Origin of the sequence: Streptomyces sp. Edi4 (assembly GCF_040253615.1) — a bacterium.
In the GTDB taxonomy this organism is placed as follows: domain Bacteria; phylum Actinomycetota; class Actinomycetes; order Streptomycetales; family Streptomycetaceae; genus Streptomyces.
Map to the genome: position 1 here is coordinate 625,140 of NZ_JBEJGY010000004.1, position 13,207 is coordinate 638,346.

9 protein-coding genes are annotated in these 13,207 nt (G+C 71.9%); 2 read left to right on the plus strand and 7 right to left on the minus strand.

The features are described from left to right. Nucleotides 1-250 precede the first annotated feature (250 nt). Nucleotides 251-1,312, plus strand: coding sequence for an isopenicillin N synthase family dioxygenase (locus tag ABR738_RS04775; RefSeq protein WP_350228708.1), 1,062 nt, complete (start codon nucleotides 251-253; stop codon nucleotides 1,310-1,312). A 33-nt stretch (nucleotides 1,313-1,345) separates the two neighbouring features. Here ABR738_RS04775 and ABR738_RS04780 read toward each other — a convergent pair whose 3' ends face one another. The 5 genes from ABR738_RS04780 to ABR738_RS04800 form a co-directional block, all read right to left on the minus strand. After that, nucleotides 1,346-2,452, minus strand: coding sequence for a polyprenyl synthetase family protein (locus ABR738_RS04780; RefSeq protein ID WP_350228709.1), 1,107 nt, complete (start codon nucleotides 2,450-2,452; stop codon nucleotides 1,346-1,348). Nucleotides 2,453-2,510: 58 nt separating this feature from the next. Further along, nucleotides 2,511-3,590 (minus strand): tetratricopeptide repeat protein, encoded by a 1,080-nt coding sequence (locus ABR738_RS04785; RefSeq protein WP_350228710.1) that lies wholly within the window; start codon nucleotides 3,588-3,590, stop codon nucleotides 2,511-2,513. A 209-nt stretch (nucleotides 3,591-3,799) separates the two neighbouring features. Continuing rightward, nucleotides 3,800-4,243 (minus strand): hypothetical protein, encoded by a 444-nt coding sequence (locus ABR738_RS04790; protein ID WP_350228711.1) that lies wholly within the window; start codon nucleotides 4,241-4,243, stop codon nucleotides 3,800-3,802. Nucleotides 4,244-4,334: 91 nt separating this feature from the next. Then, complete coding sequence (locus tag ABR738_RS04795) at nucleotides 4,335-5,327, minus strand: zinc-binding dehydrogenase (protein WP_350228712.1); 993 nt, start codon at nucleotides 5,325-5,327, stop codon at nucleotides 4,335-4,337. A gap of 153 nt (nucleotides 5,328-5,480) precedes the next feature. Beyond that, nucleotides 5,481-8,648, minus strand: coding sequence for a GH92 family glycosyl hydrolase (locus ABR738_RS04800; RefSeq protein WP_350228713.1), 3,168 nt, complete (start codon nucleotides 8,646-8,648; stop codon nucleotides 5,481-5,483). Between the two features lie 414 nt (nucleotides 8,649-9,062). Between ABR738_RS04800 and ABR738_RS04805 the strand changes: the two genes are divergently transcribed. Beyond that, nucleotides 9,063-10,109, plus strand: coding sequence for a LacI family DNA-binding transcriptional regulator (locus ABR738_RS04805; protein ID WP_350228714.1), 1,047 nt, complete (start codon nucleotides 9,063-9,065; stop codon nucleotides 10,107-10,109). Here ABR738_RS04805 and ABR738_RS04810 read toward each other — a convergent pair. Continuing rightward, the gene (locus ABR738_RS04810; RefSeq protein WP_350228715.1) at nucleotides 10,071-11,999 is read right to left on the minus strand and encodes an Imm49 family immunity protein; all 1,929 of its coding nucleotides are present in this window, start codon (nucleotides 11,997-11,999) and stop codon (nucleotides 10,071-10,073) included. The two genes, ABR738_RS04805 and ABR738_RS04810, sit on opposite strands and share 39 nt — an antisense overlap. A gap of 747 nt (nucleotides 12,000-12,746) precedes the next feature. After that, nucleotides 12,747-13,196, minus strand: coding sequence for a hypothetical protein (locus ABR738_RS04815; protein WP_350228716.1), 450 nt, complete (start codon nucleotides 13,194-13,196; stop codon nucleotides 12,747-12,749). Nucleotides 13,197-13,207: the final 11 nt, after the last annotated feature.

Below are 13,207 nucleotides of genomic sequence, written 5' to 3' on the forward strand. Positions count from 1 at the left end.
GCTGCCTCCGTTTGTGAGCGTGATCACAGCGTCGCGCGGCTCGCCCAGGAGTAATCTGGCGACATGCCTCCGCTCGTTCGACGCCGCCACGTGGACTACGTCCGCGTTACGAGCATGGCCTGTCGCGCTCACCGCTGACCCAGGCCCCTCCTTCACCCTCCCCGTGCCTGTCACGGCGCCCGCCCCACCCCGGCGGACCCGTGACCGCGCCCACCCGCGCCGGCCGGGGCATATCCAGCGGATGGCTCCCATGTCGTACGTGACGACCTCCCAGCTCCCCATCATCGACCTGTCGGCGGCCGACCGAGGCCCCGAGGCCCGCCGGCTGCTGCGCGCCCAGCTGCACAGCGCCGCCCACGGCGTCGGCTTCTTCCAGTTGGTCGGGCACGGCGTCACCGACGCCGAGACCGCCGCGCTCAATGACACGATGCGGGCATTCTTCCGGCTGTCAGAGGCGGACCGACTCGCCATCGACAACGTCAACTCGCCCCATTTCCGCGGCTATACCCGCACCGGGGACGAACGGACCGGCGGTTCGCGCGACTGGCGCGACCAGCTCGACATCGGCGCCGAGCGCCCCGCGCGCATACCCGGTCCCGGGGAGCCCGCGTACTGGTGGCTGCAAGGTCCCAACCAGTGGCCCGGCGCCCTTCCCGAGCTGCGGAGCGCGGCGCTCACCTGGATCGACCGGCTCAGCGCGGTCGCCGATAAGCTGCTCCACGAGCTGCTTGCGGCGATCGGGGCACCCGAGGACTTCTACGACGACGTCTTCGGCGACCAGGCCCATCCGCATCTGAAGCTGGTGCGCTACCCCGGCAGCGCCGAGGACGGCACCGCGCAGGGTGTGGGCGCCCACAAGGACTACGGCTTCCTGACCCTGCTCCACCAGGACACGGTGGGCGGCCTCCAGGTGCAGCGCGAGGACGGCCGCTTCCACGACGTGCCGCCGCTGCCCGGCGCTTTCGTCGTCAACCTGGGCGAGCTGCTGGAAGTGGCGACCAATGGCTACCTCGTCGCCACCAACCACCGGGTGGTGAGCCCGCCCCGGGCCACCGAGCGGTTCTCGGTGCCGTTCTTCTACAACCCGCGCCTCGACGCCCGGATCGAGCCGCTTGTCTTCCCGTACGCGGCCCACGCGCCCGGCGCGACCGCCGACCCGGCCAACCCGCTGTTCGCCGAGTACGGACGCAATGAGCTCAAGGGCAAGCTGCGCGCCCATCCCCTGGTCGCCGCCCGCCACCACGCGGACCTGCTGCTCACCGAGCCTCCGCTCGCCGAGCGTCCACTGGCCGGCGCCGCGCCGCTGTCATAACGGCGCCGGGGCCGCGTCGGCGCGACAGCGGGGTCACACCCGGCGGTCGAGGAAGAGTTGCGACAGGGCGAGGAGTTCGTCCACGGCGGCCGCCGCGAGCGGCACCCCCCGCAGATGCTCGCGCGCCGCGGCCACCCTGGCGCGGGCCTCGCGCAGGGCGTACGCCCGGCCGCCCGACTTCTCGACGAGGTCGGCGACCTGGCGCAGACACGCGTCATCGGCCAAGTCGCCCTCCTTGATGAGCCGTTCGAGGCGGGTGCCGAAGGCTGGGTCCATGGTCATCGCCCCGAGGAGGGGCAGTGTCTTCTTCGCGCGCCGCAGGTCGCTGTGGACGGGCTTGCCGGTGACGGACGGCTCGCCCCAGATCCCGAGGACGTCGTCGATGGCCTGGAAGGCGAGGCCCCACTGCCGTCCGGCCCCGGTGAGCGCCGCCGTGAGCGGGGACGGCGCGCCCGCGAGGACAGGCCCGAGCGCCGTGGCGCAGCCGAGCAGCGCGCCCGTCTTGCGGTCCGCCATGGCCCGGTACTCCCCCAGACCCACGGCGTTCGGCCCGGTCCACGGCCGCGTCTCGAACGCCTCGTCATCGGCCTGCCCATGCACCGACTCCCCGAGCGTGGCGGTGAGTTGACGGACGGCTTCACCGCCGCGCGCGCCGCCGACCTCGGCCAGCGTACGGACCCCGAGGGCGAACAGCGCGTCCCCTGCCAGCAGTGCGGGCCCCGTACCAAAGGCTTTCCAGGCGCTGTCGCGGTTTCGTCTGCGGCCGTCTCCGTCCATGATGTCGTCGTGCATCAGGGAGAAGGTGTGGATCAGTTCGATCGCCACCGCCCCCGGGACCGCCACCTCCGCGCGTGCGCCCACCGCCTCCGCCGCGAGGACCACGAGCGCCGGCCTGACTCCCTTGCCCCCGCCCCCGGCGCTCGGCGTGCCGTCCGGCTCGCACCATCCGAACGCGTGCGAGGCGATGCGGCACGGGGCGGGGTGCAGCCCGCGCACCGCCCTGCGCAGCGCCGGCTCGACCAGGTCACGGCAGCGCGCGAGGCTCGCCGCGGCTCCTGGCGCGGCGGGGCGGTGCGGGGCGGCCGGTCCCGATGGCGCGGCGCGGGGCGTGCCGGTGTGCGCAGCGGTCTGCCGTGCCATGGGTCCTGCTCCTGTCGTGGGCGGTGCGAAGGGGGCCGAGGACATCGCGCGGGCCACCTCAGCGGATGACGGCGACATCGGCGGCGGCACGGGAGCCTGCGGGACCGGCGTCCACGTCGGCGATTCCCAGCTCGGCGCGTGCCTGGTCGATCATGTCGCCGCCGCGCAGCAGCCCGATGGCGGCGAACGCCCGCTCCAGCTCCTCCAGTTCGGCCGCCGTGCGTTGCCTCTCCCACCCCTGGCGGGCCCGCGCCTTCACCAGGCCGAGCCGGGCCAGCGCCTCCCCGCGCGGTTCACCCATCGCGCGGAACTCCTCCAGCGCCTCGCTGTAGCACTCCTCCGCCTCGGCGTGGCGCCCCGCCCGGAACAGCACGTTGCCCCGCATCTTGTGGTTGTACGCCAGCGCGCTGACCAGCTGGATCGCCCGGCACAGGGTCTCCGCCTCGGTCAGCAGCTCCAGCGCCCGCTCCGCATCGCCCTGCGCGGAGCGCACATCGGCGATCCCGCGCAGCGCCCAGGCCCGGCCCCGGTCGTCCCCGGCCTCCCCGGCTATGTGCGCCGCCTCCTCGAACAGGGCGAGCGCACGGTCGAAGGATCCGGTGTTGCGGTGCATCTGCGCGATGCCTTCGAGTGCCCACACCGTGTGCCTGGCCTCGCCGCGCCGCCGCGCCTCGGCGAGCAGCTGCTCATGGAGGCGGCCGACGGCCTCGTAGTCGCCCTGGATGCGTCCGGTCTCGGCGAGACCCGCGAGACAGTAGCCGCGCGCCACGATGTCGTCGCCCCGCTCGGCGAGTTCGGCGGCCCGCGTGAGCAGGCGCCTGGCCAGGGCGAGGTGTCCGCGCTGGCGCGACAGGGTGCCACCGCTCCACATCGCCCAGGCCATCGCGCCCTCGTCGCCGGCGTCACGGGCCGCGCGGTAGCTGTCCTTCCACGCCCGCTCGGCCTCCTCGACCAGGCCGAGCCGCCGGCTCGCCTCGGCGACGGCGAGCCCGGCGTGCGCCAACTCCACGCCGCTGCCGTCGGCTTCGGCGCGCCGCCGCTCCTCGACCGCCTTGGCCAGCACCTCCGCCAGTGAGGTGTTGACCGACAGCTCCCCCAAGGTCCCCCGGTACTCCGGGGCGAACGCCTTGCCGTACATGGTTGCCTCGCTTCGATCATGGCGCGGAGCGCGGCGCTCCGCCCTTGATCAAGAAGCTATGAGACGAACAGGTGGTGACGAGTCCGCCTCGAAGCCCGTGTGCCGTACATCTGAAGTCTGACGCCGGCCCGGCCCGTCAGCCCCAAGCGCTACTTCACGGTGCGGACGGGCGGTGGCACGGACACACAGGCACGGACACACGGGGCCGGTCAGCCCGCGACGGGCCTTCTGACTCCCTTGTTGCTGTCGCAGACGAGGCCTCTGATCCCCGCGGATCCCTTGGGCTTTGCCGCGACCTGTCCATCCCGGCAGTCACCGTCGTCGGCCGCGTCACGGCAGCCCTGGAGCCAGCGCTCCGGGGAGGCGGCGGCCTTGGGCCCGCCCTGCTCATGGCGCCACTGCTCGCACCCGCCGCTCTTGAGGAAACCCTGCGTCTTCCCGGTGGGATCCGCCTTCATCCCGGCCAGGGCGACCACGTATCCGCCCTCGTAGGCGACGTCGTCGTGGAACAGGGGCTTGTCGTTGAAGGCCGACACGGCGACGGCTCCGATCCCGAGACAGACGGCCAGGCCGACCGCGAGGGCTATCAGGAGGTTCCGGCGGGAGGGACCTTGGTGGGAGATGTATTGGGGTGTCTGACCAAGAAGAACCATATGGATCACTCTGGCACACCCCGGCGCACCCCTTTCTGAGGGCCCCTGCATCGACGGTTCGTCATGGGGCCCTCGCCGCGCGGGACTTCGCTCAGACGGTCCCCGCCCCCACCCGCAGGTCGGCGCGCGGCCGGGTGTAGAGGCGGCCCCGGACTTCGCCCCGGGCCAACCGGTCCATCGCCGCCGGGAGTTCGGCGAACGGAACCTCCTGCACCGCCGGCTTCAGCGCCCCGCGCGCGATGAGTTCGTACACCTCCCGCAGTTCCTCCTTGCTCGCGCCGAGCGAGCCGATCAGCTGGACGTTGCGCATCACCAGGGACGCGACGGGTATGGAGGCGACGGCGGCGCCGAGACCGACCAGCACCACACGTCCTCCGGGGCGCACGCTCTCCACGGCGGGGCCCGTCGTGGTCGCGGCGCCGACGAAGTCCACGATCACATCGGGGCGTTCGGCCACGAGCTCCCGGGTGTCCTGGAAGCACGCGGTGGCGCCGGCCTCGAACGCCGGGCCGTGGGCGGCGGGGTTGATGTCGACCCCGTACACCGTCGCCCCGAGCAGCTTGGCGATCCGTACGCCGTTCAGGCCGAGGCCGCCCAGGCCCACGACACCCACCGTGGCGCCCTGACGCACCGAACCGGCGGCGCGCACGGCGTGGTAGGCGGTGGCCACCGAGTCGGTGGCGACGGCGGCCTCGGCGAAGGTCACACCGTCGGGGATGCGCACCAGCGTGGACACATGGGCCAGTTCCCGCTCGGCGAACGCTCCGTCGTGTCCCACCCCGGGTGCGAAGCGGGCCTCCTCTACGGGATGGGTGACCAGGGCGATCCCGACCCGGTCGCCCACCGCGAAGTCCCCCACGCCCTCTCCGACCGAGGAGATCACTCCCGCTCCCTCATGGCCGAGGGTGACCGGCGACTTCACGGTGAGGTCGCCCAGGTCCATGCCGCTCATGATGTGCAGGTCCGAGTGGCACAGGCCGGCGGCCTCGATGTCGACCACCACCCAGCCGGGACCGGGCTCCGGGTCGGGAACCGTCTCAAGGCTGAGTGGCCGTCCCGCGCCCGCGAACCGTATGGCCTTCATCGTGCATCCCCACCTTCGCCCCTGTGTCGCACATGTGTTCCTGTTCTGCCGGTTGAATGCCCAAGCTGCGAGCGCTTCATGCACGTCAAAGGAGGCGGCGCCCCTCCCGCACCGTTGGCGCGAGGGAGGCGCCGCCGGGCGGCTCGCCATCGCTCAGGTGCCGTTCACCTCCAGCTCGTATATGCGGGCCGCGGTGTCGCCGTTCTGGGTCGGGGTGAGCACGGTCAGACGCGCGTAGCGGGCCGAACCGGTCACGGTGGTGGTCGTGGAGTCGGCGGTGTTGCCCCGGACCTGGGCCGCCGTGGTCCAGGCGCTGCCGTCCGGGGACACACTCAGATCGAAGTCCTTGGTGTCCCAGGCCGCGCTCTCGCCCCCGGCCCCCGCGTGGCGCACCGTGATCGAGGTCAGGGGATGGGACGCGCCGAGATCGACCTGGAGGGTCTTGTCGCCCGATGCCTTGGAACACCACTTGTCGCCGGTCCCGCCGGTGACGCTGCCGTTGACCGCCTTGTCGGGCGTCTCCGTGGCGTTGCAGGACGCGGAGCCCGTCGCCGGCTGCCCGATCGCGAGGTCCCGGCCGCCACCGCTCGGCCCGTAGACCCCCAGCTCATAGACGCGCGCCGCGTCGCTCCCACCGCCGCCGGTATTGGCGGGCCCGCTGATCACCAGGCGTACGTAGCGGGCCGTCCGGGCCGCCACGGGATGGTAGGTGCGGCTCGCGCGCGAGCCGGTGACGGTGGCCGCGGTGGTCCAGGCGGCGCCGTCGGTGCTGGTCTGGATCTGGAAGGCACTGGTGTTCCAGCCGGTGTTCTCGCCGCCGAGTCCGGCGTGCTCGACCACGAACGAGGACACATCGCGGACGGATCCGAGGTCGACCTGGAGCGAGGGGTTCGCCGAGGCCGAGCACCACTTGCTGTTGTTGGCGAGCGAACCGTCCACGGCCTTGTCCGCCGACTCCGACTGCGTGCAGGGCGCCGATCCGGTCGCCGCCTTGCCGAGGGCGAGGTCGGGGCCGAGGTCCGGTGCGGCGGGAATGGGGGCCGCGCCGTCCTGGAAGGACGGGGGCGCGTCGGACGCGCCGGTGCCCCAGGTGGCACTGGGCGCCGCGCCCATGGTGTAGGCCAGCGTCGCGCCGCCCGCGACATCGGCGTAGCGCAGGTAACTGTGGCTGGTGGACGCGCCGTTGACGGTGAGCGCCTGGACATAGGGCCCGGACCCGGAGGTGGTGATGGTGATGTCACCGGCCGCCCGCTGGATCAGGACGGAGGGAAACTGGGGGCCGTGCAGCGCGAGCGTGTCCGCGCCGGGGGTCGCCGGGTACATGCCGAGCGCGGCCCACACATACCAGGCGGACGTGGCACCGAGGTCGTCGTTGCCGGGCAGTCCGCCCGCTCCGGTGGTGAAGGACTCGCTCATCACCTTGCGCACCGCGTCCGTGGCGCCGGCGGGACGGCCTGCGAAGTCGTAGGCCCACGGGACGCCGTGCTCAGGCTCGTTCCCTATGTAGTAGTAGGGCCTGCTCTGGCCGGCGTTGACCTCGGTGAAGTGGTGATCGAGGCGCTGTACGGCGGTCGGCGCGCCGCCCATGGAGTTGATCAGGCCGGCGAAGTCGTAGGGGACCATCCAGGTGTACTGGGAGGCGTTGCCCTCCGTGAAGGTGGACGGGCTCGCCGGGTCGAGTGGCCAGCTCCACGAGCCGTCGCTCCCCCGCTGCTGCACATAGGAGGACTCGGGGTTGAAGGTGTTGCGCCACCACTGGGCGCGCGTCATGTGGGTGGTGTAGCTCGCGGTGTCCCCGAGCGCCTTCGCGAACTGGGCGACCGCGAAGTCGGACGCGGAGTACTCCAGGGAGTCGGAGGGATCGTCGAGGTAGTGCAGGCTCGTGTAGGTGGACTGGCGTCCCCGTATGGCCTCGCCCTGCGCGGTGCCGCCGTTGGAGGACTTCTCCATCAGGGCGAGCGCCGCGGCGGTGTCGAAGTCGCGCGCTCCGAAGGCGTACATGCTGCTGACGATGATCGGTCCGGGGTCGCCCGTCATGACGAAGTCCTCGTTGGTCTGCTGCGACCATTTGGGCAGGAGGCCGCCCTGCTGCCCGTCAAGGACCATCGACTTGGCGATGTCGCCGGCCTCGGCGGGCGCCATGAGGGCGATCAGCGCCGCCCAGGAGCGGTAGATGTCCCAGCCGGAGTAGTTCTGGTAGACCGGTCTGGCCGAGGTGTGCACGGCGTTGTCGAACCCCCGGTAGTCGCCGTTGACGTCACTGGAGATGTTGGGGCTCTGGAGGACGTGGTAGAGGGCGGTGTAGAACTTCTGCCGGTCGGTGGCGCTGCCGCCACTGACTTGGAGCCGGTTGAGCATCCGGTTCCAGGAGTCGTCGGCCGCCCCGCGCACCGCGCCGAAGTCCCAGCCGTTGTTCTCGGCGGTCAGGTTGGCCTGTGCGCCGGCGACGCCGACGTAGGACAGGCCGACCTTGAACTGGACCGTGGCGTTGGTGCTCGTGTCGAAGGTGACGTAGGCGCCGGTGTTGTTCCCGGACGCGGTGGCCGAGCCGTCGCTCACCGTGTCGCCCGACCAGGTTCCAAAGCCGGTCGGCGCACGGTCGAAGCGGATGTCGAAGTAGATCTGGTACGTCTTGGACGAGCCGCAGAATCCGCCCGCCGTCACGCTTCCGGTCAGCTCGCTGCCGTTGACGCGCACGGTCCCGGCCCGGTTTCCGGTGGCGCTGCGGCCCGTGTCGATCAGCAGCCGGGACGTGGTCGAGGCCGGATAGGTCAGCTTGCCCATGGCGGTGCGCGTGGTGGCGGAGAGCTCCACGTCGGTGGCGTACCGGTCGAGACGGGTCTTGTAGTAGCCGGGCTTGGCGACCTCGTTGGCCTTGGTGTACCCGGAGGCGTAACTCGTCCAGTGGGTGCCGGGCGAGGTGCCGAGCGCGCCGGTGACCGGCAGCAGCGGCAGGTCCTCGTTGTTGGGGCAGCCGGCGCCGTCGAAGTGGGTGAGGCTGAAGTCCTCGACGGAGGTGTCCTTGTAGCGGTAGCCGGAGGGCGAGGCCGTGGGGGTGTCGGGGCCGAACTGCACCCCGCCGAAGGGCACCACGGCCCCGGGGTAGGTGCTGCCGCCGGCGCCGCCGGGCACGGGGTTGGGGGCGTTGCTGTCGTCGGTGCCGATGAACGGGTCGACGTACTGGGTCAGCGCGAGCGTTCCCGCGTGGGCGGGGGCGGTGGCGAGGCCGACAACGCCGAGGGCAAAGAGGGCGAGCGCGCTGAGGGCGCTGAGGCATCTGGAGCGGGCGGAGGATCCGGGGAAGGGCACGCAGCGGAGCACGAGGGGGGACCACCTTCTCGCAAAGGACCGCTCGTCGTCCGGCGGGCGGCCTCGGGACGGGGGATGCTCGGTGGGCATGTGAACGTTACCAATCAACTCAGGATTGTTGAGGTGTCCCTGACTACCCGTCAAGGGAAAGGGATGAATTCACGCCCACGCTCACCACCGATCACCGGAATCCTTGCCGCCGTGCCGCAATCACCGTTCACTGGAAGGACTTTGACGGCCCGTCAGACAAAGGGTTCGTCCAAGCCCGCGCGATGGGAACGTTACCAAGCCACAAGGTGGTTTCCGGCTCCTGAAACCCGCCCGTCCCGGGCGCACCTCGGCCCGCGCCTGACGTGGTGCGCCGTCTGCCATCATCGTCCCGTCGCCGTGCCGGCAGCGGGCACGGACCGGTCGATGAGGAGGCTCGTGAAGCGCCCGACGATGAAGGACGTGGCCCGCGCGGCGGGCGTGAGCCCCATGACCGTCTCGCGCGCGGTCTCGGGCGAGCCGGGGGTATCGCCGGACACCGCGGCCCGAGTCGAGCAGGCCGTACGGCAGTTGGGCTATCAGCGCAATGACAACGCCCGCAATCTGCGGCGGAAGAGTCCCCGCACGTCCACCATCGGGCTCGTCGTGGACGACCTGGCCAACCCGTTCTACGCGCTCATGGCCCGCTCCGTCGAGGACGAGGCCCACCGGCGCGGCTTCCTCGTTCTGGTCGGCAGCACCAACGACGAACCCGGCAGGGAACGCGAGGTCATAGCCGCCTTCACCGCCCGTCAGGTGGACGGCCTGATCCTGGTCCCGACCAACGGGGGTCACGCCTTCCTCAGACAGCCGATGGCGGGCGGCACCTGTGTCGTCTGCGTCGACCGGCCCGCCAAGGGGCTGGCCGTCGACACCGTGACCGTCGACAACCGCGCGGGCGCAAAGCGGGCGGTGAGCCATCTGCTCGGCCAGGGACACACCCGCGTCGCCTATCTCGGCGACCGGTTCGACATCTGGACCCAGCGGGAACGGCACGCCGGCTATCTCGACGCGCTCTCCTCCCATGGCATACCCGAGGACGCCGCGCTGGTACGCCACGGACTGCGGTCCCAGTCCGACGCCGGGGCCGCCCTCGCCGAACTGCGGGCGCTGCCCTCGCCTCCCACGGCGCTCTTCACCACCAACGACCTGATCACCATGGGCGTGATGGACGGACTCGGCGGGCCCGACCCCGTGGCCCTGGTCGGGTTCGACGACTTTCCACTGGCCGACCGGCTCAGCCCGCCGCTCAGCGTCGTCAGCCAGGATCCGGTGGCGCTCGGCGCCACAGCCGCCGGCCTCCTCTTCTCCCGCATCGACGGCGACCGCTCCGCACCCCGCTCGGTCGTCCTGCTGACCCGCCTCATCGTGCGGGGCCACCCAAGACCGGGCGAGCGGCGCCCGGGGCTACCGGAACAACCCCTCGGGCAGATAGGCGGACCGTAGCGGGATGGACCAGCCGATGCGGTGGGCATGGCAGGCGAGCCCCAGCACATCGAGGTTGACGGCGGCCTCCGGATCCTCACCCCGCTTTCCCACGGTGTAGTGCTCGCGGTGTTCCTCCAGGGCGTCCGCGAGGGCGAGGGCGAAACCCTGCCGGTCGCCCTGGACGAGCTGGGACAGCAGGAGTATCGGCGGGGGCAGGAAGGCGGAGCCGGCCGCGCGGGCCAGTGATTCCACGGCGCGGTCCGTCGCGGGCTCCGGATCGACGCCGCGCAGATAGTCGTGGAGCGCCGCGCAGTACGCCCCGCCCGGTGACGGCCGCTCCCCCTCGTCGAAGAACTCGGGCTCGATCAGCACGCAGTCGGCCAGCGGCCCGCGTGCCCCGACGACCAGGGCCAAGGCCGTGGCCTGTTGCCACTGGTGCGGATTGGGACGGTAGGAACCACGCCACGCCGGCAGCGTGCGTGTGGTGCCGCCCACCGAGACCTCCACTTCCGTGCCCGGCTCGGCCCGCGCCACCCGCAGGGCGCCCGCGCCCGCCTCGGCGCCGAGCAGCAGCGCCTCCTTGATCGCATCCTCCTTCCGGCGGGAGCCCCCCTTGTCGGGCCTGTTCGGCGCGTCCCGCCTGTTCGGCGTGTCCGCATCGAACGTCGCCCACGCGAGGAAGCGCCGCCGCTGATCCGACATGAGCGAGGTCAGATCCCTGGTGAGTGCCTTCGGATCCTCATCGGGGTCGTGAAAGCGCGCCATCTCCCTCGCGGCGCACACGTCGTACCGCGAAAGGTCCGTGGCCCGCGCCGCCAGAGGGTGCGGGGGCCGCTCCACTTCCAACGGGCCCTCGGTGAGCGCGGCCACGGCGTCGGCACGCTTGCCCCTGCCGTAGGCCCGTACCCGGGGCCGGGCCGGGGCGAAGCCGGTCACCACGGCTCGGGGCAGATAGCCGGATTCGATACCGGCGCCCCAGCCCTGCCTGCGGTGGGCCAGCGCCATGAGCGCCATGGCATCCAGGGGGAGCAGACCGCGCGGCGCGGCCCTTCCACCGGCGGCGCCCATGTCCCTGGTGACACCAGTGCCTTCGGTGACACCAGGGCCTTCGGTGCCACCGAGATCTCCGGTGACATCCGGGACGCCCCGGGTTCCGGAGAGCGCGCGGCCGCGGTGCTGCTCCAACTGCGCCGCAAGGCACCGTACGAAGTTGTTCTCATCACCCACGGCCAAGGCGCGCAGGGTGGCGAGGGCGGCTCGGTGGCCCGGCAGGTCGTCCCCTTCGCCGAGCGTCGCGATTACCATGTCGATCAGCGCGCACTTCTCGACGTCACGCACCGGCCCGGGTGTCGGCGCGCCGCCCGACGCTTCCTCGTGCGCGAAGACATACGCCATCAACGCGTGGACGAGAGCGACATCGGCGCGCCCCTCATGGCCACGCCACGGCACAGTCCCCACGGTGAAGGTGTCGGCGTTGTGGTCCGACACCTGGGCGAGGACTGCCAGATACAGCCCGTCCAGCCAGGCTCCGGTGTGGATATGTCCGTCTTCCTGTTTCCGGGCCCGTGCGTCGCATCTCTCGAACTCGCCGCCGTACGACACGCCCACCCCGGCGTAGTCGATGAACACGTCCACCGGGCGCCCGGGAAAGAGCGTCAGTTCAAGGGCCGCCAGGGCCGCAGCGGCAGCGGAGCCCAGCGCCGCCTGCGCGTCCTTGCCCTCAAGTGCGGGTGATCGCAGGGACTGCGCGCCCAGATAGTCCAGGAAGGCACCGGCCACCGACCACCAGCCCCGGGCCGGATGTTCGTCGTGTCGCATCCGGTGCACGTCCCCCGCGATCCGCTCCGCGAAGCTGGCCTCCGCGGCGGCCAGCGCCGTCGCGTCGACGTCATGCCGTTCGATCCGCACCTCTGCCTCCCGACGAATCCCCGTTCGACCTTGCCCTGCCAGCATAGGAAGAGGGTCTGACAACGGGCCTCCGTCGGCGAAGCTCTGCCGAAACGCCGGGGCACAGGAGAACCACGGAGGGCTCTGTCACCATTCGGTCACACGGACGTGCGATCGTGGTGATGCTCGTTCGGCCGCTCAGCGCCACGAAGGGCCCCGGTCGCCTCGTAACGGAGGGACGCCGGCCGGCGGCCCCCTTCGTCTGCCGTGGCGGCCCGGACGGCCGACGACACGGGCAAGGGCGAGATCAGCAAGGCGGGCTGCACTGCGTATGAACCAGAAGAACGGCGCGAAGGTGGACGGGATTTCCGACGCGAAGGGTGTGACGGACGAGTCGAGCGTGACAGCCGCGTCGGACATGAAGGACGGGTCGGACGTGACGGACGGGTCGGACGTGACGGACGGGTCGGACGTGACGGACGGGTCGGCCGACGCGACCCACGCGGCCGTGCCCCCATCCACTGCCCCCGCGCACGACGGGGCCCGCGGGCAGGACAGGGACCACGACACCCGCGAGGACGACGGCGCGCGGCGGAGTGACGGTGACAGGGCGGCCCCCGAAACGGATTTGCCCGGCACCCCTCCGCAGAGCGAAGAGCCCGTACGGCCCGACGAGCCCGCGCCGTCCGAAGCCTCCGCGCCCTCCCGCCCCTCCGCGCCGCCCGAACCGGACGCGTCCCCCTCCGAGGCCCCTGCGGCGACCCGGACTCACGACAAGCCGGAGGACCCTAGGACACCCAGGACGCCCACGACACCCAGGACGCCCACGACACCCAGGACGCCCACGACGTCCGGGACACCGGGAGCGCGCGAGGGGTCCGGGGCCTCCGGGAACTCCTCGGGATCTGGGGCATCCGAGGCCGCCTCGGGGACGGGGGCATCCGAGGCCTCCCCCGGTACTGAAGCGCCCAAGGCTTCCACGCCGTCCGCAGCGCCCAAGCCGTCCCACAGGCCCACCACCCCCACCGCGTCCACCACCCTTGCCACCTCCACCGCGTCCACCGCGCCCACCGCGCCCAAGGCACCCGCCGCGCCGGTCGCTCCCAGGGAGTCGGACTCCGAGCGGACCAGCGAGTTCGTCGCGCTGAAGCCGGATCTCCCGCGCCCGGTCGCGCCCCGGCCCGTCGCCCCGGCCCCCACGCCGTCACGGGCGGCCAAAACTCATGGCG